The following is a 23350-nucleotide window of genomic DNA, read 5'->3' on the forward strand; positions in this document are numbered from 1 at the left end:
GATTTAAACCCAAACAGCTGGATTATTTAAAATATTCTAGTGCTGTTTTTTTCGTTAAAAAAATACTGGTAAAAATAAGATTTATTTTTTATAAGTAGGTGCGCAATTAAGTACTATTGCTTAATTGTAGTTATTGTCAGGATTCTTTTGGTTTCTCGTAAAAAAATATAATATTAATTGACTAACTCACATTGAAATTTATGGCGTAGTTTATAAAAAAAACTTCCATCATGAAAGACGGAAGTTTTGATTGCTTTATAAAGACTAAGGATTGTGTAGTCAATTATAGTCAAATTAATTATTATTGTGAACGTGAACATCCATTTGGGGGAAAGGAATATTAAGTTTATAGTCGGCAAATTTCGTATATACTTTTTCATTCATCCCAAAAAACACATTCCAATAATCAGGGCCATCCACCCATACTCTTACGGTGAAATTAACAGAGCTGTCAGCAAGAGCTGCAAGACCTATAAAAGGAGCAGGATCTTTCAAAATTCTAGTGTCTTCGGTAATAAAATCATTCATTGCTCTCTTGAAATTTTCAATGTCATCTCCATAAGCTATTCCAAAAGTCCAATCCACTCTTCGTAGCGGTTCCGCAGAAAAATTAGTAAGTGGTCCTGTTGAAAGGGGCCCATTAGGGATGATTACTAATTTCTTGTCAGGTGTGTTCAGCATCGTAGCAAAAATGCTAATTTCTTTTACAGTACCTACATAGCCTTGGGCTTCGATAAAATCTCCAATTTTAAAGGGTTTTAAAATCAAAATAATTACTCCTCCTGCAAAATTTTGAAGTGTTCCTGATAGGGCCATTCCAATTGCCAAACCAGCCGCACCAATGATAGCGACAAAGGAAGTCATTTGGATTCCGATCATTCCCATTACTGTAATGGCAACTAATACTTTTAATATGATGTTTGTTAAACTTCTTAAAAAAGGGACGAGAGATTGGTCGATTTTTGATTTCCCTAATGATTTTCCAACACTTTTAGTGATTATTTTGGTAACCCATAGCCCGACTAAAAGGACTAGTATACCACCTATTAACTTGGGCGCATATTCAAAACCAAAATCTGTTATTTTTTCAAGGTAATTGTTTACAACCGTAACTTGTTGTTCCATTTTCATTCTTTTTTATTTTTCTACTCATTAGGCTTTTCGATTTCGCCCCGTTTATTTTAGTGGTTGCCGGGCTCCACTTTTAGGATTGATACTCTTTTGTTGAGTCTACTAAGTTTATTAAAAGTATAGGTAAATCTCATTTTAAAAAAATTTCGAACTCAATCTTTCTTGATTGAGACTAGCTCAATTTAAAAAGTATGTATTTTCAAATATACATATTTTAAAATAAATCGTAATAAATACAGGGGTGGAGCAAAAAAAATCCCGTCTTTGAAGACAGGATTTTTTTAAGTGTATAGTTAAAAACAAGGTTATAAAAAGAAGAGTTTATTTGTCTAAATTTTCATCTTCTTCCTCCATGTTACTTAAAACGTCAATTTTTGGTTCGATAAATTCTTGTTTGTTGGCCAATGATTTGTTCAAAGTCAATACCAAACAAGGCAATAACATTAAGTTAGATAACATTCCAAATGCCAATGTAATTGCAACCAAGCCACCTAAAGCGACTGTACCTCCAAAATCAGATAGCATAAATACCGAGAATCCAGCAAATAAAACAACCGAAGTATAAAACATACTGATTCCAGCTTCTTTTAGTGTCGCAAAAACCGATTTTTTTATCTTCCAGTTATTTCTTGTTAATTCTTGACGGTATTGAGCTAAGAAATGAATGGTATCATCTACTGAAAGTCCAAAAGCAATACTAAAGACCAGAATCGTTGAAGGTTTTAACGGTATTCCAAAATAACCCATCAACCCAGCTGTAATCATTAATGGTAGTAAATTAGGAATTAATGAAATAACGACCATTTTGAAGGAACGAAACATAAAAATCATTAATAAAGAAATTAACAACACTGCAAATAGTAAGGAGCTCACTAAGTTATCTAAAAGGTATTTTGTTCCTTTTTCAAAAACCAATGCTTTTCCCGTCATCACGACTTTGTAGCGGTCTTTAGGAAATATTTTATTCGCTTTATCCCAAAGTTTAGTTTCGATTTTCGCCATGTTTCCAGTACCAATGTCCCTCATGAATGTGGTAATTCGAGCTACTTGACCCGTGCTGTCTACATAGCTTTTCATCAAGTTGTTTTTTGAGTTTTTTGTTGCATTTTTAGCATAACTCAAGATGAAACTTTGTTCTTGTGAACTTGGCAAGTCATAATATTCAGGATTCCCATTGTAGTAGGCTTGTTTCGAATATTTAACCAAATTAAGAATGGAAATAGGTTTTGAAAGTTCTGGAATTTCCTCAATTGTTTTTTGAAAATCATCCATTTTTCTCAAAGTGGACAGTTTCATAACTCCTTTTTTTCGTTTCGTATCTATGGTTATCTCAAGAGGCATTATTCCTTCGAATTCTTTTTCGAAAAAAAGAATGTCTTTATAGAATCCAGTATTTTTAGGCATGTCTTCAATCAAACTCCCCGACGTTTTTATTTTAAAAGCGCCTATGGTGCTTACTAAAAATAAAAAGATTGCCACAACATAAACGTAACGTCTGTTGTATTTTACTGTTTTTTCGATCCAATTCATAAAAACACGAGTGTAATTTCGACTCAAATGTTCTAAATGTTTAGCTTTTGGAACGGGTTGATAGCTATAATAAATAGGGATTACAATAAGACATAGGAAAAACAAGGAAATAATACTCAAAGAAGAAATGATACCAAATTCTTTTAGTAACTCACTATTTGTTATAACAAACGTAGCAAAACCAGCTGCTGTAGTTAAGTTAGTCATCAAGGTTGCCGTTCCCACTTTGGTAATTACGCGTTGTAATGCTCTTGCTTTATTTCCATGAGAGCTGTATTCCTGTTGGTACTTATTCGTCAAGAAAATACAGTTTGGAATACCAATGACAATAACTAATGATGGAACAAGTGCTGTTAATACGGTAATTTCATAATGAAATAATCCAAGGAGTCCAAAGGTCCACATCACACCAACAATAACAATAACAATTGATATTAATGTTGCTCTGAACGAACGGAAAAAGAAAAAGAAAATTAGTGAGGTAACTAGAAGAGATGCTCCAATAAATAAACTAATTTCGTCCGTTATACTTTTGGCATTCAATGTTCGGATATATGGCATACCAGAAACTCTTAAATCGATGCCGGTTTCCTTTTCAAACGCTTCTATTTTTGGAATAAAATCATTTAAAATATAATCTTTTCTGTGTGGTGTGTTGACTATTTTCTTATCTAAATAAATGGCTGAACGGATAGTTCCGTTTTTTTTATTAAAAAGCAACCCTTCATAAAAAGGCATGTTTTGAAATAAATCTTTCTGAATTGATTTAAGATATTCTGGGCTTGTAATTTTCTTTTGATCTACAAACGGAACTAATTCAAAGGACTGAATAGAGTCGTTTTTTTGAAGCTTTTTTAAGTCACTTACTGAAACAACTAAATCTACTTCTTTATTTGATTTAAAATCTGCCATTAATTTATCCCAAGCTGCAAAGGCTTTTGGAGTAAAAAAGGCATCGTCTTTTACACCGACAACAATTAAATTTCCCTCTTCGCCAAACTTTTCTAAAAACGCATTATATTCTGTATTTATAATGTTGTTGTCGGGAAGTAAGTTCGCTTCTGTAAATGAAAAACGAATATTTTTCCATTGCAAGGCTAAAAAGACGGTCATTAAAAGAATAACACCGAGTATAAAGAGTCTGTTTTTAAGTACGATTCGAGCAATGAATTCCCAAAAACCTACTTTTAATTTCTTTTTCATAAATGTATTAAAAATGGGTGCAAATGTAGTGAAAACCGCAGTAAAAGAATAAGTTTATTTAAATCTTTTTAAATGTAACATCCTATTTTTAAAGTTATTTCTTTCCTTTTTTTTCTTTGCAAAAAATTAATTTTCGTCTTGTAAATCATATGGTAGAATTTTACATCTTTGTGTGATTTTAAGAACGAAAATGGTACTGTAAAATGGATTTAAAAAAATACAAAAACAGCTTATTTTATTTAGGTGTAACTGGAGGGTTTTCAGCTTTGATTTATTGGATAATTAAAAGAGGAAAAGAGCTAGAAAAAATACAAAGTCTAGTTGCTCCAAATGAAAAACACAGTTCTTGGAATGACTTCATTGTTTCTATGAAACATAATTTTCAGGATCCTTTAGCAATTCTTTTGGCCCAGATTGTAATGATCATTCTTGTAGCGCGACTTTTTGGATGGGTTTTTAAAAAAATTGGACAACCTACAGTAATTGGGGAAATTATCGCAGGTATCGTTTTGGGCCCCTCATTAGTAGGAATGTATTTTCCAGAATTTTCTGCAGCACTATTTCCAGAAGCTTCATTAGGGAATTTAAAGTTTTTAAGTCAAATAGGGTTGATACTTTTTATGTTTGTAATTGGTATGGAGCTTGATATTAAAGTGTTAAAAAACAAAGCCAGTGAAGCGGTTGTAATTAGTCATGCCAGTATTGTTATTCCATTTGCTTTAGGAATTGGCTTATCTTATTTTGTATATAATAAATTTGCTCCTCAAGGAGTAGAATTCTTGTCTTTCAGTCTGTTCATGGGAATTGCGATGAGCATTACTGCATTTCCGGTTTTGGCTCGAATTGTTCAAGAAAGAGAAATTCATAAAACAAAACTTGGAGCCATAGTCATAACTTGTGCTGCTGCAGATGATATTACGGCTTGGTGTTTACTTGCAGTAGTTATTGCCATAGTTAAAGCTGGGGACTTTGTAGGTTCATTATATGTAATTTCTCTTGCAGCGGTTTATGTGATTGTTATGATTTTTATTGTAAAACCTTTCTTGAAAAGGATAGGAGATTTATACAGTTCAAAAGATAATATTGGGAAACCTGTAATGGCTATTTTCTTTCTTTTTTTAATTCTGTCGTCGTATGCAACTGAGGTTATTGGAATTCATGCCCTTTTTGGTGCGTTTATGATGGGTTCTATTATGCCTGATGCTGCTAAATTTCGAATGATTTTTATTGATAAAGTAGAGGATGTTGCGGTGATTCTTTTACTGCCTCTGTTTTTTGTTTTCACAGGTCTAAAAACCGAAGTAGGCTTAATCAATGATCCTTATTTATGGAAGGTTACTGGAGCGATTATTCTAGTTGCTGTTGTCGGAAAATTTTTAGGAAGTGCATTAGCTGCAAAATTTGTGGGCCAAAACTGGAAAGACAGTTTGACTATTGGAGCACTGATGAATACAAGAGGGTTGATGGAGTTGATTGTTTTAAATATTGGATTGGAATTAAAAGTGTTAACTCCAGAAGTATTTACAATGATGGTTATCATGGCTTTAGTGACTACTTTTATGACTGGACCAGCATTAGATCTAATTGATTTTCTTTTTAAGAGTAAAAATGTTTCTGAAGAAGAGGAGCTGATTCTTCACACTAAATACCGAATTCTGATTTCTTTTGGGAATAATGAAAAAGGAAAATCACTTTTGCGATTAGCTAACAGTTTAACCAAAAAACAAAAAAACAGTTCTTCAATTACGGCACTACATTTATCGTTAAGCGATGAGTTGCATTCTTTTAACATGGAAGATAAGGAGAGAAATAGTTTTGAACCTATTTTTGAGGAATCAGAGCAATTAAATTTGGAAATTAATACCATATTTAAGGTGACTAATGATATAGAAACTGAAATTGCTGATGTAGCCAATCAAGGAGACTATGATTTATTATTGGTAGGTTTAGGTAAATCTATTTTTGAAGGAACCTTATTAGGAAAAGTAGTTGGGTTTACCTCCAGGATTATAAATCCGGATCGCCTGCTAGATAAATTCACGGGTAAAGAAGGCTTGTTTGAAAACTCTCCTTTTGATGAAAGAACCAGACAGATTGTTTCAAAAACAAGAATGCCTTTGGGGATTCTGATTGATAAAGAGTTTCAGGATATTGATCAAGTTTTTATTCCAATTTTCAGATCCGAAGATTCCTTTTTAATTGATTATGCTCAAAAATTAATAAAGAATAACAATTCAAAAATCACAATTTTAGATGTTAATGGCCATGTACAAAATAATTTTGTACTTCAAAGTGCCGTGCATTCTTTAGAACAAAAACATACAAATAACCTTGAGGTATTAATTGAAAGAACGGTTAGTTTAGCGTTTTTAGCCAAACAGGATTTAATGTTAATTAGTCTAGAAAGTTGGAAAACATTATTAGACTCTGATCATGATTGGTTGATTGGGGTACCTTCGGTATTAATTATTAAACCGTAGTTTTTTAAAGACCTAAATTCAGCACGAAGCTTAGTTTTATGGCAATATTATCTTCAAATTTAGGAAGCTGGTTGGGCCCATAACGATAAAATGCAGTTAAGCCAAGCCCATTAAATATTTGGTTGAGTTCTATGCCTGACTCAAAATATCCTTTGTTTAGTGTTTTATAGTCTAAACCAACATGTTGCTCAGGTTTTTGTAAGTTCCCCCATGCCATTCTAGAAACTAGAACTAATGAGGGTCTGACTTTTTTAAACAATTTCACTCTGTTAAAACCATGTTTGAATTGAAAATAAACAAATTCATTCGAGAAAAACTCATTGAAATACATGGTTTCAAAACTATTTTTACCTGCAAAAGTAATTCGTTGAATAATAGTTTCTTTAGTAATGTTGTTAGGGGATGTGTTGTATAAATGCGTTATAGGTACATCTCCCATGGCATATCCTGCTTCCAGAAGTAAATTTGTTTTTTGACCATTCAGATATTTTTTTTCGAATTCTGTTTTGAAATCAATCTTACTAAATTCAAAATCATTTCCCCATATTTTCGGTAAAGCTTGCGTGTATTGAAAAGTGAATTTAGGAAAACGTTTTTCGATTTCAATTCTACCGGTAGGGGTTTGCATGTAATCACTAAATGGATTCCATTGCAAGGAAACCATAGCTGTAGTCATTACATATTGAGTATATAAATTGCTGTTTAAATTATAAACATAATTGAATTTTGGTTCCACAACCGAATGTGATATTTCCCATATACTTTCGGTTTTAGGAAGGAGGTTTGTTTCTAAAAAAGTTTTCCAGCTCACATAATTGTAAAAAGTACTAATATTAATTGGTCTGGGATCATAGAGTTTAAAAGGTCTTTTCTCAATAGAATAAGAAGTGCTAGCAATTTCTTTTACATCATCAGTATAGGACGCACCAATCCACGAATTCGACGATTTATCAACACGCGTAGCCATTCCTATTTTATATTTAAAATTTCCATCTTTAGTTCCATAAGCAGAGTAACCTTCTATTCTGAATTTTTTAGAAAACTGTTCGTTAGTTATGCCTCCAAACCCCAATCGGAATCCTTCGTAGTTGTTATAGCTAATTATTTTTCGCAAATCCATATCAAAAAAACCAAGTGGCAGGTACCCATTAATGATTTTTCGACCAAAACGGAGGCGACTTTCAATCCGCTTTTTTATTACAATACTATCTAAAGCTAAATATGTTTTTTGGCTTCGAATGTCTAAACTGTCTTTTCTGTAATTTTCCCAAAAAGTTTCAGGTCTATGAATTGCTTCGTCATTGATCTCAACGGCTATAAAAGGCTTCGTAATAGTAATAGGAACATTGTATTTAATGTCAAAATTATTAGTATTTGAAATTAAGTACGTATAGTCTGAAGCTACTTTTTTTCTAGCTTTGGAATCTTTCTCGTCATCACCATTAAATTGAATGGTTCCTCCCAGGATTTTTATATCATCGTCGTTTTTTCCTTTTACAATTTTAAAAGTTTTACGAATGGGAAACCATATATTTTCTTCAGGAATATATTGAAATTCATGGATACCACTAATATCAAGAACTCCTTTTATACGCATAATGGCTTTAGATATGGCAAAACTATTTTGGTCAACGTACAATACGCCTTCAAGTCCAGTAGCTTTACTTCTTTTTTTATTTTTAAAATAAACCACGTAGGATTGTCGACCATTTATAGCTACAGTATCTAATAGTCTATAATTATAATCTAGTAATGCATCAGTTGCTATTGGACTGTTGTATTTAGTTTCAAATAGTTCATAGCTATTGTCGTAGATAGAAAAAGATTGCAGGTTGAAAGCAAGGATTTCATAAATTGGGTGTTTGAAACCAGCCATTTTTGTGCCTAAAACCGTTTCTTTTAGTGTATTGTTATTAAATTGTAATTGTGATACTTTTTCGGTTTGAAAAAGGTGTTGTTTATTTATTAGTTCTTTAAATTTATAATTGGATGAATCGATTTTAGTAAATTCTTTCCCAATTGATTTTTGTACAAAAACAGAGTCTAATTTTCCCGAAATGGAATCAGGATTTGCTGTCACAACTAGTTTGTTGTAAGATTTAAATTCAAAGCTGCTTAGTTTTTCTTGGGGATTATTGTTTCTTTTATTGGCAATGACTTTTCTTATAATGGCTAGTGCAGGGTTTTCGTAACCTATAATTACTTCACTGAGGTCATTTGCTTTTTGCAAAAGTGAGATTGCATAGTATTTTTTATCTTTTACAATTGCAACCGAAGTTTTTAAATACCCAATATAAGAAACGGTAAAACTACTAATTTCTTTTTTCGATGAAATGCTAAATTTGCCATCTACATCCGAAATGAAATTGATTCCGTCATTAGTTGTAATAGTAGCAAAAGGCAAAGGTTTGTTTGTTGAAAAGTCTTTTACAATTCCATTTGCTTGAAATTGCGCATGAAGTGATATGCTAATAAAGAAAAAAAGAAAACAAATTTGCCTCATAAAAACGGTTTATTTAAAAACGGATATTATCCTTTTTTATTAGAGCAAAAGTAGTAATAAAAAATCCGTCTTATTTCTAGAAACAAGACGGATTTAATTTTTAATATTAGGTAAGCTTATACCTTCATGATTTCAGCTTCTTTTGTTACAAGAAGTTCGTCTACTTTTCTTATGAAACTATTAGTGATGTTTTGAACCTCTTCTTCAGCACTTTTACAAATGTCTTCTGATGTTCCGTCTTTTTCTAATTTTTTAATATCTGTATTTGCATCTTTACGAGCATTTCTAATACCAATTTTTGCATCTTCAGCCTCTACTTTGGCTTGTTTAGCTAGATCACGTCTTCTATCTTCTGTTAAAGGCGGAACGCTAATAATGATTAAATCACCATTATTCATTGGGTTAAAGCCTATGTTAGCAATCATAATTGCTTTTTCAATGGTATGCAACATGTTTTTTTCAAAAGGCTGCAGTGTAATTGTTCGTGCATCAGGAACACTGATTTTTGACACTTGAGAAAGTGGCGTTGCTGATCCATAATAATCAACAAAAACACTTCCAAGCATTGCTGGAGATGCTTTTCCAGCACGGATATTCAAAAATTCTTTTTCTAAATGAGCAATAGAACCCGTCATGGATTCTTTGGCACTATCTAATATAAATTCAATTTCTTCAGTCATTTTTTTAGGTTTTGGGATTCAAGTTTTAACATTTAGATTTTCTAAAAGTAAAATGTCGAACCATTAACTTATATATTTACTTCGGTTCCTATGTTTTCGCCTTCACAGATTTTTTCCAGATTCCCGCTTTTGTTCATGTCAAAAATTACAATTGGTAATTTATTTTCTTGACTTAAAGTGAAAGCTGTCGAATCCATTACATTTAACCCTTTTTTAATTACATCAACAAAAGAGATAGTGTCAAATTTTACTGCTGAAGGGTTTTTTTCAGGATCTGAATCATAAACACCATCCACACGTGTTCCTTTTAGGATTACGTCGGCATGAATTTCTACACCGCGAAGTACAGCAGCGGTATCAGTTGTAAAATAAGGGTTTCCAGTTCCTGCACCAAAAATTACAATTCTACCTTTCTCTAAATGGCGTACTGCTCTTCTTTTGATATAAGGTTCTGCAATAGCTTCAATTTTTAATGCTGTTTGTAAACGAGTAAGCATTCCTTTATCTTCTAATGCGCCTTGTAACGCCATTCCGTTAATTACAGTAGCAAGCATTCCCATATAATCACCTTGAACTCTATCCATTCCGTTACTGGCTCCAGCAACTCCTCTAAAAATATTTCCACCACCAATTACAATGGCAATTTCCACTCCTTTATCGTGAATCTTTTTGATTTCTTCAGCATATTCAGCAAGTCTTACAGGATCAATTCCGTATTGTCTATCTCCCATTAATGCTTCGCCACTTAATTTCAGAAGAATTCTTTTATATTTCATGTGTTTGTTGAGTTATTTGGTGCAAATATAGTCATATACTTTTTTTTTTGAAATACTGTGGCTTAAATTTTATAAATTAAGTTTCTCGTAAGAACTTTTTGCAGCTTCATATCCTATGTTGAAAATAGTATCCATTTTTATTTTATTCATTTCAAATGTACTATGCAGGCTTAATTCCTCGGGCTCTATGACCCAATCACAGTTGTTGAATTTATGAACATTTGAATTTGCCGAAAGGATATCAAAAGCCCTTGTAGTAACAGCTTTTATCGAATGAAGGTCACTAGCTACGATTTTTTGAATAGGACTCACATAAACACCTATGATGGTTTCGCACTGCCCTTGTAAAATGTCTGAAGGAAAATGATTCAATATACCGCCATCGCTATACGGCTCTCCCTTGATGATGTAAGGTGATATTATTCCTGGAAATGCAGATGATGCTAAAATGGCATCAATAATTTTTGTTTCTGGTTCAAAAATTTTCAACCTTCCTTTTACCATATCAGTTGCAGTAATCTGAATTGGAATTTTCATATCTCCAATAGCGGCGTCCTCGAAGATGGTTTGAAAATCAGATTTAAAAGATTCTGAGTCTATGAAACCGGGCTTTGTAAAAGTTAAGTGTCGCCAATGAAATAAGTATATTGATTTGAAAAATTCTAGTATTTCTTCGGGTGTTTTGCCCCAAGCGTATAATGCCCCTACGATAGATCCTGCGCTTGTACCTGCTATGCGATTAGGTCGAATGTTTTTTTCTTCCAAAAATTTAATAACGCCAGCATGTGCTAATCCTTTTGATCCGCCTCCAGAAAGGACAAGACCAAGTGATTGTGTTTTTAAATTCATTCTTTTTTTATTTGATATAAAAATACACTTTTTGCCTTCTAAAAAAGGTTTATTGTATTATTTATAACAAGTAAATTATGGTAACTTTACGTAAACAAAAGAATTATGAAATCCACAATAGCTAAAGCATTATTTAATAGTCATTCTTATTTAGAATATAGAAAGTTAGTTACTGATTTATTACGAGAAGAAAAATCTACAGGTAATGAGCAATCCAAAGAATTGACACATTATAGTATTTTGAATGAAACTCGAATGAATCGATTAGAAAAAACATTGAAAATACTAACAGAAGTTTCGATTAAATTAAAAGAATTAAAAGGAGAATACCTTTGGTTGGTTATATCCGAAGGTTGGTGCGGTGATGCAGCACAATTGCTTCCTATTTTTGATAAAATGGCAGTAGCTTCCGAAGGGAACGTTGAGCTAAGAATCGTTTTGCGTGATGAAAATGAAGAGTTAATGAATTTGTTTTTAACTAATAAAGCAAAAGCAATTCCAAAATTAATTTTGATAAATAGAGAAACGGGTTCGGCACTTGCGCATTGGGGGCCAAGGCCTAAGGGTGCCACGGATTTAATCGCTAATTATAAAAAAGAACATGGAGCAATAGATGAAACTGCTAAAGCTGATTTGCAATTGTGGTATTTGCATGATAAAGGATTATCTACTCAATCTGAAATTATTGATATGATGATAGATTTAGATCAATAAGATTTTTGAAAGCAATACTTGCTGTTTTATTTTGGAAAAAAAATTATTAAATGAAAGTTGACGACACTTTTGTGAAGGTATTAAAAGTAAAAACAAAGTTTTGTGGGTTGAAAATAAGCTAAAAATAATGTAGAATAGTATCTTTTTTTTTATTTTTTACAAAGTAATTTTTCTCACAGTACTTGAAAACATTAGCTTGATCAATTTTTTTATTATGAATTAAAGCACAAGAACTTACACATCATTTTAGGGTAATAATTAACTTTATTTTTTTTGTGTTTTAATAAAAAATTCGTATTTTGGCCAGTGCCAACCCAGGTCTATTATTTGATTTACTTTTTTTATTGGTGTTTAAATATTGTATCACAATTTAAAAAACATCCTTATGAAAAAGCTATTTGAAAGGTTTTATGATTATTTGTCAACTTTACTTTTTGGTGGAGAAAATATAACTAATTATTAAACCAATGGTGAAAGCCATTTAGACAAAAAAAGTATGGAATAAAAGTACTTTACTTTTAAGAAAAACACATCGCAAATTCTTTTATGTATTTGTCATGTGTTTTTGCTTTTTATAGCATTTAGGATTCTAAGCTTTCTTCAAATAAAGTGACATCTATAGCATCATCCACATTATAATCACCAATTTTCGTTCTTCTTAAAGCGGTCAAGTGAGAGCCAGATTTCATAGCATAACCAAAATCAAAAGCCAAGGAACGTATGTAAGTTCCTTTACTACATACTACTCTAAAATCAATTTCAGGAAGCGCAATTCGAGTAATTTCAAATTCGTGTATAGTCGTTTTTCTTGAGGCGATTTCAATTGTTTCTCCAGCACGAGCGTGTTCATATAAGCGAACTCCGTCTTTTTTTATAGCCGAATAAATGGGTGGTTTTTGGTCAATTTCGCCAAGGAACTGTTTTACAGTTTCGTGAATTAAAGCCTCGTCAATATGTTCTATTGGGAAAGTGGCGTCAACTTCAGTTTCTAAATCATAAGATGGAGTAGTAGCTCCTATAAAGAATGTTCCTGTATATTCTTTGGCTTGACCTTGAAGTTCCGTAATTCGTTTGGTGAATTTTCCGGTGCATACTAATAATAATCCAGTTGCTAACGGATCTAAAGTGCCTGCATGACCAATTTTGAATTTTTTTGGAAGACCTAGTTTGTTGATTAGAGCATATTTTAATTTATTCACCGCCTGAAAAGAACTCCATGTCAAGGGTTTGTCAATCAATAAAATTTGTCCGTTTAAGTAGTCTTCTTCAGTCATTAAATAATTGTCAAGGGATGTATGAAATAATGGATAATCAATAAAATAATTCCGGCTGCTATTCTATAGTAGCCAAATATTTTAAATCCTTTTTTGCTTAAAAAATCAATAAAACTTTTTATAGCCAAAAGTGCTACTATAAAAGCAATAACATTCCCAATGATTAGTAAATTAATTTGATCGTGACTTATTACAAAGCCAGCTTTATAATAATCATAGCATTTTTTTGCAGTAGCTCCTAGCATTGTTGGAACAGCTAAAAAGAACGAAAATTCAGCTGCTGATGTACGAGCAAGTTTTTGTGACATTCCACCTACGATACTTGCTCCAGAGCGTGAAACTCCAGGAACCATCGCTAAACATTGGAAAAACCCAATTTTTAAAGCTCGCATGTAAGTGATTTCAGTATCTTCAGAATTGTTGAACCAATCGTCCACTTTTAAAAGAACGATTCCTCCAATCAAAAGGGAGATAGCAACAGTCAGTGGACTTTCTAATAATTCATCTATTTTGTCGCTTAATAGTAGTCCTAAAACTACTGCAGGTATAAAAGCAACTAGAAGTTTAAAATAAAAATCAAAAGTTTGAAAAAAGCGTTTGAAATACAAAACTACTACTGAAAGAATTGCTCCCAACTGGATGACAATAGTAAAAAGTTTAGTAAAGTCATCATGAGCAATTCCGAAAAAGGAAGAAGCGATAATCATATGTCCTGTAGAAGAAACGGGCAAAAACTCCGTAATTCCCTCAATTATGGCAAGAACAATAGCTTGTAATGTATTCATTTATGCTTTTTTTGGATTTTTTAATATGGCATATACAGTAATTCCAAAACCAATTAAAACGGTTGTTGGAGCTAGACGAATTCTTCTAAAATCAAAAATTGCTTCGCTGAACACATTTGGATCGTCACTTCCGCCACCTGACATTAGGATGAATCCAAGTGCAATTACTCCAATTCCAATTAATAGAATTTTGTAGTTTATTTTTTCAAAAAGGAATTCGTGTTTTGGGCTGTTATCTTTCATGCTGTTTTTTTAAATTCTAGAATCAAAAATCGTTAATCTGTCCCGAGCCTAAAAGGCAAACTGGTGAGCAATCTTAAATTAATAAAGGTCGTCTGTTCTTAAGTTTAAGAAGCGTTGTGTGGCAAAATGGGTGCTTAACCAAGTGATTAAAATACCAATTCCCAAAACGCCTAATAAAACAAGCGCAATAAGCACTTTGTTGTCAAGAATTCCTAAGTCAGGAAAACTCGTTTCTACATAAATTAATACGCCAATTAATGATAAAATGGCTAGTACTGCACCTATCATACCTAGTTTAATGCTACGCATCACAAATGGTTTTCTAATAAATGATTTTGTAGCTCCTACCATTTGCATGGTTTTTATGATGAATCGATTAGAATGAATTGAAAGGCGTAATGAACTATTGATTAGTAACACAGCAATAAAAGTCAAGAATCCGCTGATTATTAAAATCCACATACTCACTTTTTTAATATTGTCATTAACAAGGTTTACTAGCTGTTTGTCGTAAACAATATCAGAAATCATAGGATTTTTTCGCAGTTTGGCTTCAATTTTTGCAATGCTATCTTTCTCTACATAATCCGCTTTAAGGTGAATGTCATACGAGTTTTGTAAAGGATTTTCACCTAGGAATGTCATGAAATCTTCTCCAATGATATCCGTATGTTGCTTTGCAGCTTGCTCTTTGGTAACATAGACAGTCGTTTTTGCATAAGGTGCTTTTTTCAGTTCACCTCCAAAAGATTTTAGTATACTGTCATTAGCTTCATTTTTAAAGAAGACCGTCATGGCAATTTTCTCCTTAAAATCATTGGCTAATTTTTGAGAATTTATAATGAACAATCCTAAAATTCCTAGTAGAAATAAAACCAAGAATACACTTAGCACTACCGAAAAATAAGAGGAGATTAACCTGCGTTTTTGAAACTTATCAAATGAAGAACTCATAGTTTACTTTAATTATGGGGTAAAAATAATAAAGAATTTCTTTATTTGAAGTTAATAACGCCCAAAGTTTCAACTTTCGTACAATAAACGTAAATTTGGCACCTGAAAAGATTCATAATAACAAAAAAATATAACTCAGTTACTTTGTAACTCAGTAATTCCTAGTATGAAATACAATCCGAACGAAATAGAAGCCAAGTGGCAAAAGTATTGGGCAGAAAATCAAACATTTGCCGCTTCAAATAATTCTGTAAAACCAAAGTATTACGTTTTAGACATGTTTCCTTATCCATCTGGTGCAGGATTACACGTAGGACATCCCTTAGGTTATATTGCCTCTGACGTATATTCAAGATACAAAAGACATCAAGGTTTTAATGTGTTGCACCCAATGGGTTATGATAGTTTTGGATTACCAGCGGAACAATATGCAATTCAAACGGGTCAACGTCCAGAAGATACGACTCGCGTTAATATTGACGGTGGTTTTGATAAAGAAGGAAATCAAATTGCAGGTTACAGAAAACAATTGGATAAAATAGGTTTTTCATTCGATTGGAGTCGTGAAGTGCGAACTTCAAATCCGGATTATTACAAACATACGCAATGGATTTTCATCCAATTATTCAATTCTTGGTACAATAACGCATCGGATAAAGCAGAAGACATTTCGACTTTGGTTGCTATATTCGAAAAAGAAGGAAATGCAACTGTCAATGCCGTTTGTGATGATAAAATTGTTCCTTTTTCTGGAAGTGAATGGAATGCTTTAGCAAAAGAAGAACAAGAAAAAATCCTATTACAATATAGATTAACTTATTTAGCAGAAACCGAAGTAAACTGGTGTCCAGGATTAGGAACAGTTCTAGCTAATGACGAAATTGTAAATGGTGTTTCAGAGCGTGGTGGTTTTACTGTAGTTCGTAAAAAAATGACACAATGGAGCATGCGAATCTCAGCATATGCAGAACGTTTGTTGCAAGGATTAAATGATATCGATTGGAGTGAAAGCATCAAAGAAAGTCAGCGCAACTGGATAGGAAAATCAGTAGGAGCAATGGTTACTTTCAAGGTGATAGCAGGAGACAAGAGCCAAGAAGAAAGAGGGATCGAAGTTTTTACAACGCGTCCTGATACTATTTTTGGAGTAACGTTTATGACATTAGCTCCAGAACATCCTTTGGTTCAAGAAATCACCACTACACAATATGCAGATAAAGTAAACGAATATATAGTAGCATCATCAAAACGTTCCGAAAGAGAGCGTATGGCGGATGTGAAAACCATTTCAGGTGTGTTCACTGGTGCCTATGCGGAGCATCCGTTTACCAAAGAACCGGTTCCAGTATGGATTGGGGATTACGTTTTGGCAGGATATGGAACCGGAGCTGTAATGGCCGTTCCTTGCGGAGACGAAAGAGATTATGCTTTTGCTAATTTCTTCAAAGGGCAAAGCGGAATGTTGCCAATCAAAAATATTTTTGCAAATGTTGATATTTCAGAAGTGGCCTATGGATCCAAAGACAATGTGATTATTGCTAATTCTGATTTCTTAGACGGGTTGACGTATAAGGAAGGGACTAAAAAAGCAATTGAAGCCTTAGAAAAATTAAATCAAGGATACGGAAAAATCAATTACCGCTTGCGTGATGCCGTTTTCTCTCGTCAGCGTTATTGGGGAGAACCTTTTCCAGTTTATTATGTAAATGGCTTGCCGCAAATGATTGATGCACAACATTTGCCTATTGTTTTGCCAGAAGTAGAGAAATATTTACCAACTGAAGATGGTTTGCCGCCTTTAGGAAATGCTTTGGTTTGGGCTTGGGATACAACAACAAATAAAGTAGTTAATACGGATTTAGTAGATCATAAAACGATATTTCCATTAGAATTGAACACCATGCCAGGTTGGGCAGGAAGTTCATTTTACTGGATGCGTTATATGGATGCACACAATGAAAAGGAGTTTGCAAGCAAAGAAGCCTTGGCGTATTGGGAAAGCGTTGATTTATATATTGGCGGAAGCGAACATGCAACAGGACATTTATTGTATTCTCGTTTTTGGAATAAATTTTTAAAAGACAAAGGTTTTGCACCTACCGAAGAACCATTCAAAAAACTGATCAATCAGGGAATGATTTTGGGAACAAGTGCGTTTGTTTATAGAGTGGAGGGAACGAATACCTTTGTTTCTAAAAATAAAATCGAAGGACAAAATGTGCAACCAATCCATGCAGATGTTTCAATGGTTAATTCTTCAGATGAATTAGATGTTGAAAAATTCAAAGCTTGGAGAGAAGATTATAAAGATGCTGAATTCATTTGTGATGAAAACGGTAAGTACATTGTAGGTCGCGAAGTAGAGAAAATGTCTAAATCGAAATACAACGTCGTGACTCCGGATGATATTTGTAATGAATATGGTGCTGATACTTTGCGCTTGTACGAAATGTTCTTAGGACCGCTTGAACAAGCTAAGCCTTGGAATACTGCAGGAATTTCGGGAGTTTTTGGTTTCTTGAAAAAATTGTGTCGTTTGTATTTTGATGAGCACAACATGATTGTTACTGATGAAGCACCAACAAAAGACAACTTAAAAACCTTGCACAAAACCATTAAGAAAGTAGCAGATGATATTGAGAATTTCTCTTTCAACACTTCGGTTTCTCAATTTATGATTTGTGTGAATGAATTGTCTACTCAAGGATGTCATTCTCGTGCGATTCTAGAACCATTAGCAATTGTAATTTCGCCTTATGCGCCGCATATTGGGGAGGAATTATGGTCATTATTAGGAAATACAGGTTCTATTGCTACGGTTCCTTTTCCTGTTTTCGAGCCGAAACATTTAGTAGAATCAGAAAAAGAATATCCCGTTTCTTTCAATGGGAAAATGCGTTTCACAATCGTATTACCTTTAGATTTAACTAAGGAGCAAATTGAAGAAATCGTTATGAAAGACGAAAGAACAATAAAGCAATTAGAAGGGAGAACGCCAAACAAGGTGATTATTGTTCCGGGTAAAATTATTAATTTGGTTGGGTAAATTATTATTACGTTACATAAATTGATTGTATATCAAAATCCAAATTCCACATCTGCTGGAATTTGGATTTTTTTATTTAGATTTTATTTAACGGATGTCAAATTGACATTCTTTAAATTTGGTTCAGATTTTGCTATTTCATTAGTAAATTTATAAAAACTAAAACACTAAAATATGGGAATGGGTTATTTAATTCTTGCGGGAGCTATTATGCTTTTCAGCTGGTTAGTAAGTTCAAGACTAAAGAGTAAATTTGAACAATATTCAAAATTGCATTTGCAAAACGGAATGTCAGGTGCTGAGATTGCTGAGAAAATGCTAGCTGATAACGGAATTCGTGATGTGAGAGTAATATCGGTTTCGGGTCGTTTAACAGATCATTACAACCCGATGGATAAAACAGTGAATCTAAGCGAAGCAGTTTACAATCAGCGCAATGCCGCTGCGGCAGCTGTTGCTGCTCACGAATGTGGGCATGCGGTACAACATGCTGTAGGATATCAATGGTTAACCATGCGCTCTAAATTGGTTCCATTTGTAAATGTGGCATCAAGCTATATGCAGTGGATTTTACTAGGAGGGATTTTAATGATGAAAACCTTTCCACAATTATTATTGGTTGGAATCGTATTGTTTGCGGCAACCACTGTATTTTCGATAATTACATTGCCAGTTGAGTATGATGCGAGTAATAGAGCTTTAGCTTGGTTGGAGAACAAACGAATGCTTACACAACAAGAACAAGCAGGGGCAAAAGATGCGTTAAAATGGGCTGCGAGAACGTATGTGGTAGCAGCTTTAGGTTCTATTGCAACTTTATTATATTATGTCTCCATTTATATGGGAGGAAGTAGAAGGAATTAATGTCTTTCTCGAAAATAAAAAAAGCGCCTTGTTTATTAAACAAGGCGCTTTTTGCTGTAATTTAATTTAAAGTTGAATCTGTCTGTCGATTTGTTGGTCAAGGGAGATGAAGGTTTCTGTTCTTGAAACCCCTTCGATAGCTTGAATTTTAGTATTTAATAATTGCATTAAGTGTTCGTTATCTCTGCAAATCATTTTTATTAGTATGGACCAGTTTCCTGTCGTGTAATGACATTCTAGTACTTCGGGAATTTTTTTTAAATCTTTTACGGCTTCTGGATTGCGTGCCGCTTTATCAAGGTATATTCCGACAAAGGCCATAGTGTTATATCCTAATATTTTGTGGTTCACTGTAAATTTAGAACCAGATATTACACCAGACTGCTCTAATTTTCGCAATCGTTGATGAATGGCTGCTCCTGAAATCCCAATTTTATTAGCGATTTGAAGAATGGGTTTGCGGGCGTCATTCATTAAATCTCTAAGAATCTCTTTGTCTATACCGTCTATTTCAACTTGAAGGGAATTTATTTTCATAAGTTTAATTTTAGAACCAAAAAATGATTTTTAGTTATAATTGTAAATCAAAATTAAATAAAAAAAGAATATGTTTCGTGTTAGCTCGGTTTTAATTTAAAATTTAAAATGCAAAAAGCCGCAAATATAGCGGCTTTTTGTAGTATGTAAAATAAAAGTATCTTATTTTCCTTTGTTGGCTTCGATGATGTACTTTTCTAAGGCCATTGTCATGGAAGGGGTATCAGGTGTAGGAGCAAGAATATCAATTCTTAATCCGTGATCCAAAGCTTCTTTTTGAGTTGTGCTACCAAAAACAGCAATTCTTGTGTTGTTTTGCTCGAAGCTTGGAAAGTTTTTATATAATGATTTAATTCCTGTTGGACTAAAAAAGGCCAATACATCATAATAAACATCAGCAAGATCAGATAAGTCACTCATTACCGTTTTGTAAAAAACAGCTTGAGTCCAATCCACTTTTAAATTGTTTAAAGTGATAGGCGCGTCAGCATTCAATTGATCAGAAGCAGGTAGTAAAAACTTTTCGTCTTTATATTTTTTAATCAATGGAGATAAATCTGCGAAATCTTTAGGTCCAACATAAATTTTACGTTTTCTATAAACGACATATTTTTGTAGGTAAAAAGCAACGGCTTCTGATTGACAAAAATATTTCAATCCTTCAGGTACCTTGTAACGCATTTCATCAGCAACTCTGAAAAAATGATCAACCGCATTTCTACTAGTTAAAATAATTGCAGTATAATGATTGAGATCGATTTTTTGAAGTCTAATCTCTTTGGCATTAACTCCTTCTATATGGATAAAAGGTCTGAAATCAATTTTAACTTTATGCTTTTGTTGGAGTTCAAAGTAAGGAGAATTCTCTACTTTAGGCTCGGGTTGTGACACCAAAATTGTTTTCACTTTCATATATTAACGTTTTCTAAGCGCCCCCTTTAGTGTACCAATAATACATAAAAAAATAAGGGGCTATTTCGAGAGTGCAAAGATATAAAATAAAATAAAACAACTTACCGAATATTAAATTTTGATAGTTTTTTATTGAAATCAAATAAGCTAATACATTGAAAATCAAGAAAATGAGTATTATTATTAGTAAAATATTTCTAGAGATTGTATCGTAATAAAACAGAATAACACTGATAGGAAGTATAATTAAGCCAATATAGGTCCTATAAGTTACTTTTTGCAAGTTAAATTGTTCGACAAACTCTTCAATATTGAATGCGGTAGCAATGATTTTTTCAATCAAATATTTGGCTAAAATAAAGAAAATTAAAAAAGTAACTATTTGGATGTACAGGAGCCAATCCGTCTTTGAGGCATTGCCTAAAACGCTTAATGAGAGCTGTATGAAAAAAGCAAACGAAATTACTTGTACAAAGAATAATGAAATGGTAAAGCTGCTATTTAAGTTGCTACTATCTCTGTAAACCTTTGAGTATTTATCAGAGAAGATTAAATTCATAAAATCCTCAAAACGGTTTTCATAAACAGATTTGGTAAAGGCAATTATAGCAAAAGCCAAAACAAACAAAGCAGTTGCCCAATCTTTGTTTTCAGTTATCCTTGGATGAAGTAAGTGATCAATCATAATGGTGCAAAATTACTAATTTTTTATATCAATCTTTTTATTATAAATTTATTATGAATCAAATCGCATAAAAAGGTTACTTTTGCGGTGAAATTACGAGATATATGAACGATTGTATTGTTATAATTCCAACCTATAACGAAATTGAAAATATCGAAAGCATTATCAGATCGGTGCTTTCACAGCACAAGCCTTTTCATATTCTTATTGTTGATGATAATTCTCCAGATAGAACTGCAGACAAGGTTGTTTTACTGCAAAAAGAGTTTGATGGTCGATTATTTTTGGAAAACAGAAAAAAGAAATCAGGTTTAGGAACTGCTTATGTTCATGGTTTTAGATGGGCATTGGAGAGAAAATACAACTTTATTTTTGAAATGGATGCTGATTTTTCTCACAACCCTAACGATTTAGAAAAGTTATATAATGCTTGCCATTTTGGCAATGCAGATTTAGCTATAGGATCTCGATATGTTACTGGAGTAAATGTGGTTAACTGGCCTTTAAACAGAGTTTTAATGTCTTATTTTGCCTCTGTTTACGTGCGTATTATCACGGGAATGAAAATTCATGATGCTACTGCGGGTTTTGTCTGTTATAAAAGAGAAGTCCTTGAGGGAATTAACCTCAATAAAATCCGATTTGTTGGTTATGCCTTTCAAATTGAAATGAAATACCGTACTTTTTGTAAAAAATTCAGCATCGTTGAAGTGCCGATAATTTTTACAGATAGAACAAAAGGAGAATCCAAAATGAGTAATTCAATTATTGTTGAAGCTGTGTTTGGAGTGATTTCTCTGCGATTAAAAAAATTAGTTAATAGTTTATAAGAAAAATATACAATGAATAGGGTTTTAATTAAGAATGCCAAAATAGTAAATGAAGGGGTAATTTTTGAAGGCGATGTTTTAATTGAGAATGACTTAATTGTTGAGATTTCAGAAAGCATAAGTGCCAAGTCATCTGATTATGTTATTATCGATGCTGAAGGTAACTATTTGATGCCTGGAGCTATTGATGATCAAGTTCATTTTAGAGAGCCAGGATTGACTCACAAAGGGGATATTGAATCGGAATCCAGAGCAGCTGTTGCGGGAGGAATCACCTCTTACATTGAGCAACCTAATACGGTTCCTAATGCAGTTACTCAAGAAATATTAGAACAAAAATACCAAATTGCTGCTGAAAAGTCCTATGCGAATTATTCGTTTATGATGGGGGCTACCAATGATAATTTGGAAGAAGTTTTAAAAACAAATCCTAAGAATGTTGCTGGAATAAAAATATTTTTGGGTTCTTCAACAGGAAATATGTTGGTGGATAACGAAGCTACTTTAGAAAAGATTTTTTCAAGTACTCCGATGCTTATTGCTGTTCATTGTGAAGATGAGGCGACAATTAAGAATAATTTGGAAAAATATATAGCAGAGTATGGCGACGATGTACCTGTTACGGCACATCACCTTATTCGATCAGAAGAGGCTTGTTATATTTCTTCTTCTAAAGCAGTTGCTTTAGCCAAGAAAACGGGTGCTCGTTTGCATATTTTTCATCTTTCGACTGCAAAAGAAATGGATTTATTTACCAATAAAATTCCATTAGAACAAAAGAAAATTACTGCCGAAGTTTGTGTGCATCATTTGTGGTTTACCAATGATGATTATGCAACCAAAGGAAATCTTATAAAATGGAACCCTGCAGTAAAAACTGCTAATGATAGAAAAGTACTTTGGGAAGCGTTACTCGATGATAGAATTGATGTGATTGCTACGGATCATGCACCACATACATTGGAGGAGAAGAAACAATCGTACTTAAAAGCACCTTCGGGAGGTCCTTTAGTTCAACATGCTGTCGTGGCTATGTTTGAAGCGTTTCATCAAGGAAAAATAAGTGTGGAGAAGATTGTGGAAAAAATGTGCCATAATCCGGCAAAAATTTTCAAAATTGAGAAACGCGGATTTATAAAAGAAGGATATTATGCGGATTTAGTTATTGTAAATGCTGGCCTTCCTTGGAGTGTAAAGAAAGAAAATATTTTGGCTAAATGTGGTTGGTCTCCGTTTATGGGCTTTACTTTTAAGTCAAGAGTTACCCATACTTTTGTAAATGGAAGATTAGTTTATGCCGCTTTTAAAGTGAAAGAGATTCGTGCTGGAAAAAGATTGTTATTTGATCGTTAAA

The 23350-nt window shown here is 33.0% G+C and carries 19 protein-coding genes; 6 read left to right on the top strand and 13 right to left on the bottom strand.

The genetic code is table 11. From position 1 onward, the window contains the following. Positions 1-294 precede the first annotated feature (294 nt). Together AB3G39_RS03685 and AB3G39_RS03690 are read right to left on the bottom strand one after the other, a co-directional pair. A complete protein-coding gene (locus AB3G39_RS03685; RefSeq protein ID WP_369752677.1) occupies positions 295-1125 on the bottom strand; it encodes a mechanosensitive ion channel family protein in 831 nt (276 codons plus the stop codon). Between the two features lie 327 nt (positions 1126-1452). Then, positions 1453-3864 carry an RND family transporter gene (locus AB3G39_RS03690; protein ID WP_367772357.1) on the bottom strand — a complete coding sequence of 804 codons (2412 nt, stop codon included), beginning with the start codon at positions 3862-3864 and terminating at the stop codon, positions 1453-1455. A 203-nt stretch (positions 3865-4067) separates the two neighbouring features. Here AB3G39_RS03690 and AB3G39_RS03695 point away from each other — a divergent pair, with 203 nt between their 5' ends. Further along, on the top strand, positions 4068-6344 hold the full coding sequence (locus tag AB3G39_RS03695) for a cation:proton antiporter (RefSeq protein ID WP_369766058.1): 2277 nt from the start codon (positions 4068-4070) through the stop codon (positions 6342-6344). A gap of 4 nt (positions 6345-6348) precedes the next feature. Here the strand turns inward: AB3G39_RS03695 and AB3G39_RS03700 are convergent, their stop codons facing one another. From AB3G39_RS03700 to AB3G39_RS03715, 4 genes are all read right to left on the bottom strand, one after another. Beyond that, positions 6349-8847, bottom strand: a complete 2499-nt coding sequence (locus AB3G39_RS03700; RefSeq protein WP_369769701.1) for a DUF5686 family protein — start codon at positions 8845-8847, stop codon at positions 6349-6351. A gap of 116 nt (positions 8848-8963) precedes the next feature. Further along, positions 8964-9527 (bottom strand): ribosome recycling factor, encoded by a 564-nt coding sequence (gene frr / locus AB3G39_RS03705; protein ID WP_367772352.1) that lies wholly within the window; start codon positions 9525-9527, stop codon positions 8964-8966. Positions 9528-9595: 68 nt separating this feature from the next. Then, on the bottom strand, positions 9596-10303 hold the full coding sequence (pyrH, locus tag AB3G39_RS03710; RefSeq protein ID WP_367772350.1) for a UMP kinase: 708 nt from the start codon (positions 10301-10303) through the stop codon (positions 9596-9598). A 69-nt stretch (positions 10304-10372) separates the two neighbouring features. After that, a complete protein-coding gene (locus AB3G39_RS03715; RefSeq protein ID WP_367755650.1) occupies positions 10373-11152 on the bottom strand; it encodes a patatin-like phospholipase family protein in 780 nt (259 codons plus the stop codon). Between the two features lie 105 nt (positions 11153-11257). On the opposite strand from AB3G39_RS03715, the gene AB3G39_RS03720 reads away from it, so the two are divergent. Further along, a complete protein-coding gene (locus tag AB3G39_RS03720) occupies positions 11258-11866 on the top strand; it encodes a thioredoxin family protein (RefSeq protein WP_369752674.1) in 609 nt (202 codons plus the stop codon). A gap of 581 nt (positions 11867-12447) precedes the next feature. On the opposite strand, the gene truB is transcribed toward AB3G39_RS03720, so the two are convergent. From truB to AB3G39_RS03740, 4 genes are all read right to left on the bottom strand, one after another. Continuing rightward, positions 12448-13140: a tRNA pseudouridine(55) synthase TruB gene (truB, locus tag AB3G39_RS03725; protein ID WP_367772348.1), complete on the bottom strand. Its 693-nt coding sequence runs from the start codon at positions 13138-13140 to the stop codon at positions 12448-12450. Continuing rightward, on the bottom strand, positions 13140-13925 hold the full coding sequence (locus tag AB3G39_RS03730) for an undecaprenyl-diphosphate phosphatase (RefSeq protein ID WP_369766060.1): 786 nt from the start codon (positions 13923-13925) through the stop codon (positions 13140-13142). Before AB3G39_RS03730 ends, truB begins: the two co-directional genes overlap by 1 nt. Beyond that, positions 13926-14168 (bottom strand): DUF3098 domain-containing protein, encoded by a 243-nt coding sequence (locus tag AB3G39_RS03735; protein ID WP_369766061.1) that lies wholly within the window; start codon positions 14166-14168, stop codon positions 13926-13928. Positions 14169-14246: 78 nt separating this feature from the next. Next, positions 14247-15122: a cell division protein FtsX gene (locus AB3G39_RS03740; protein WP_367755641.1), complete on the bottom strand. Its 876-nt coding sequence runs from the start codon at positions 15120-15122 to the stop codon at positions 14247-14249. A gap of 166 nt (positions 15123-15288) precedes the next feature. On the opposite strand from AB3G39_RS03740, the gene leuS reads away from it, so the two are divergent. Next, positions 15289-18168: a leucine--tRNA ligase gene (gene leuS, locus AB3G39_RS03745; RefSeq protein WP_369766062.1), complete on the top strand. Its 2880-nt coding sequence runs from the start codon at positions 15289-15291 to the stop codon at positions 18166-18168. Between the two features lie 174 nt (positions 18169-18342). Continuing rightward, complete coding sequence (locus AB3G39_RS03750) at positions 18343-19032, top strand: zinc metallopeptidase (RefSeq protein WP_367755637.1); 690 nt, start codon at positions 18343-18345, stop codon at positions 19030-19032. A 66-nt stretch (positions 19033-19098) separates the two neighbouring features. On the opposite strand, the gene AB3G39_RS03755 is transcribed toward AB3G39_RS03750, so the two are convergent. From AB3G39_RS03755 to AB3G39_RS03765, 3 genes are all read right to left on the bottom strand, one after another. Beyond that, entirely contained in the window at positions 19099-19569 is a 471-nt protein-coding gene (locus tag AB3G39_RS03755; protein WP_367755635.1) for an Lrp/AsnC family transcriptional regulator, read from the bottom strand. A gap of 162 nt (positions 19570-19731) precedes the next feature. Further along, positions 19732-20481 carry a uroporphyrinogen-III synthase gene (locus tag AB3G39_RS03760; protein ID WP_367755633.1) on the bottom strand — a complete coding sequence of 250 codons (750 nt, stop codon included), beginning with the start codon at positions 20479-20481 and terminating at the stop codon, positions 19732-19734. 13 nt (positions 20482-20494) lie between these two features. Next, the gene (locus AB3G39_RS03765) at positions 20495-21166 is read right to left on the bottom strand and encodes a DUF4271 domain-containing protein (RefSeq protein ID WP_367772342.1); all 672 of its coding nucleotides are present in this window, start codon (positions 21164-21166) and stop codon (positions 20495-20497) included. 104 nt (positions 21167-21270) lie between these two features. Between AB3G39_RS03765 and AB3G39_RS03770 the strand changes: the two genes are divergently transcribed. Both AB3G39_RS03770 and AB3G39_RS03775 read left to right on the top strand, forming a co-directional pair. Continuing rightward, positions 21271-21996: a polyprenol monophosphomannose synthase gene (locus tag AB3G39_RS03770; protein WP_367755629.1), complete on the top strand. Its 726-nt coding sequence runs from the start codon at positions 21271-21273 to the stop codon at positions 21994-21996. A gap of 12 nt (positions 21997-22008) precedes the next feature. Beyond that, positions 22009-23349 (top strand): dihydroorotase, encoded by a 1341-nt coding sequence (locus AB3G39_RS03775; protein ID WP_367755627.1) that lies wholly within the window; start codon positions 22009-22011, stop codon positions 23347-23349. Position 23350: the final 1 nt, after the last annotated feature.

The organism is Flavobacterium sp. WC2416 (genome assembly GCF_041200095.1).
Lineage (GTDB): Bacteria > Bacteroidota > Bacteroidia > Flavobacteriales > Flavobacteriaceae > Flavobacterium.

Bases quoted from the DNA above. Each gene is read 5' to 3' on its own strand.
- AB3G39_RS03685 (WP_369752677.1), bottom strand. From the start codon at position 1,125: ATGGAACAACAAGTTACGGTTGTAAACAATTACCTTGAAAAAATAACA.
- AB3G39_RS03690 (WP_367772357.1), bottom strand. From the start codon at position 3,864: ATGAAAAAGAAATTAAAAGTAGGTTTTTGGGAATTCATTGCTCGAATC.
- AB3G39_RS03695 (WP_369766058.1), top strand. From the start codon at position 4,068: ATGGATTTAAAAAAATACAAAAACAGCTTATTTTATTTAGGTGTAACT.
- AB3G39_RS03700 (WP_369769701.1), bottom strand. From the start codon at position 8,847: ATGAGGCAAATTTGTTTTCTTTTTTTCTTTATTAGCATATCACTTCAT.
- frr (WP_367772352.1), bottom strand. From the start codon at position 9,527: ATGACTGAAGAAATTGAATTTATATTAGATAGTGCCAAAGAATCCATG.
- pyrH (WP_367772350.1), bottom strand. From the start codon at position 10,303: ATGAAATATAAAAGAATTCTTCTGAAATTAAGTGGCGAAGCATTAATG.
- AB3G39_RS03715 (WP_367755650.1), bottom strand. From the start codon at position 11,152: ATGAATTTAAAAACACAATCACTTGGTCTTGTCCTTTCTGGAGGCGGA.
- AB3G39_RS03720 (WP_369752674.1), top strand. From the start codon at position 11,258: ATGAAATCCACAATAGCTAAAGCATTATTTAATAGTCATTCTTATTTA.
- truB (WP_367772348.1), bottom strand. From the start codon at position 13,140: ATGACTGAAGAAGACTACTTAAACGGACAAATTTTATTGATTGACAAA.
- AB3G39_RS03730 (WP_369766060.1), bottom strand. From the start codon at position 13,925: ATGAATACATTACAAGCTATTGTTCTTGCCATAATTGAGGGAATTACG.
- AB3G39_RS03735 (WP_369766061.1), bottom strand. From the start codon at position 14,168: ATGAAAGATAACAGCCCAAAACACGAATTCCTTTTTGAAAAAATAAAC.
- AB3G39_RS03740 (WP_367755641.1), bottom strand. From the start codon at position 15,122: ATGAGTTCTTCATTTGATAAGTTTCAAAAACGCAGGTTAATCTCCTCT.
- leuS (WP_369766062.1), top strand. From the start codon at position 15,289: ATGAAATACAATCCGAACGAAATAGAAGCCAAGTGGCAAAAGTATTGG.
- AB3G39_RS03750 (WP_367755637.1), top strand. From the start codon at position 18,343: ATGGGAATGGGTTATTTAATTCTTGCGGGAGCTATTATGCTTTTCAGC.
- AB3G39_RS03755 (WP_367755635.1), bottom strand. From the start codon at position 19,569: ATGAAAATAAATTCCCTTCAAGTTGAAATAGACGGTATAGACAAAGAG.
- AB3G39_RS03760 (WP_367755633.1), bottom strand. From the start codon at position 20,481: ATGAAAGTGAAAACAATTTTGGTGTCACAACCCGAGCCTAAAGTAGAG.
- AB3G39_RS03765 (WP_367772342.1), bottom strand. From the start codon at position 21,166: ATGATTGATCACTTACTTCATCCAAGGATAACTGAAAACAAAGATTGG.
- AB3G39_RS03770 (WP_367755629.1), top strand. From the start codon at position 21,271: ATGAACGATTGTATTGTTATAATTCCAACCTATAACGAAATTGAAAAT.
- AB3G39_RS03775 (WP_367755627.1), top strand. From the start codon at position 22,009: ATGAATAGGGTTTTAATTAAGAATGCCAAAATAGTAAATGAAGGGGTA.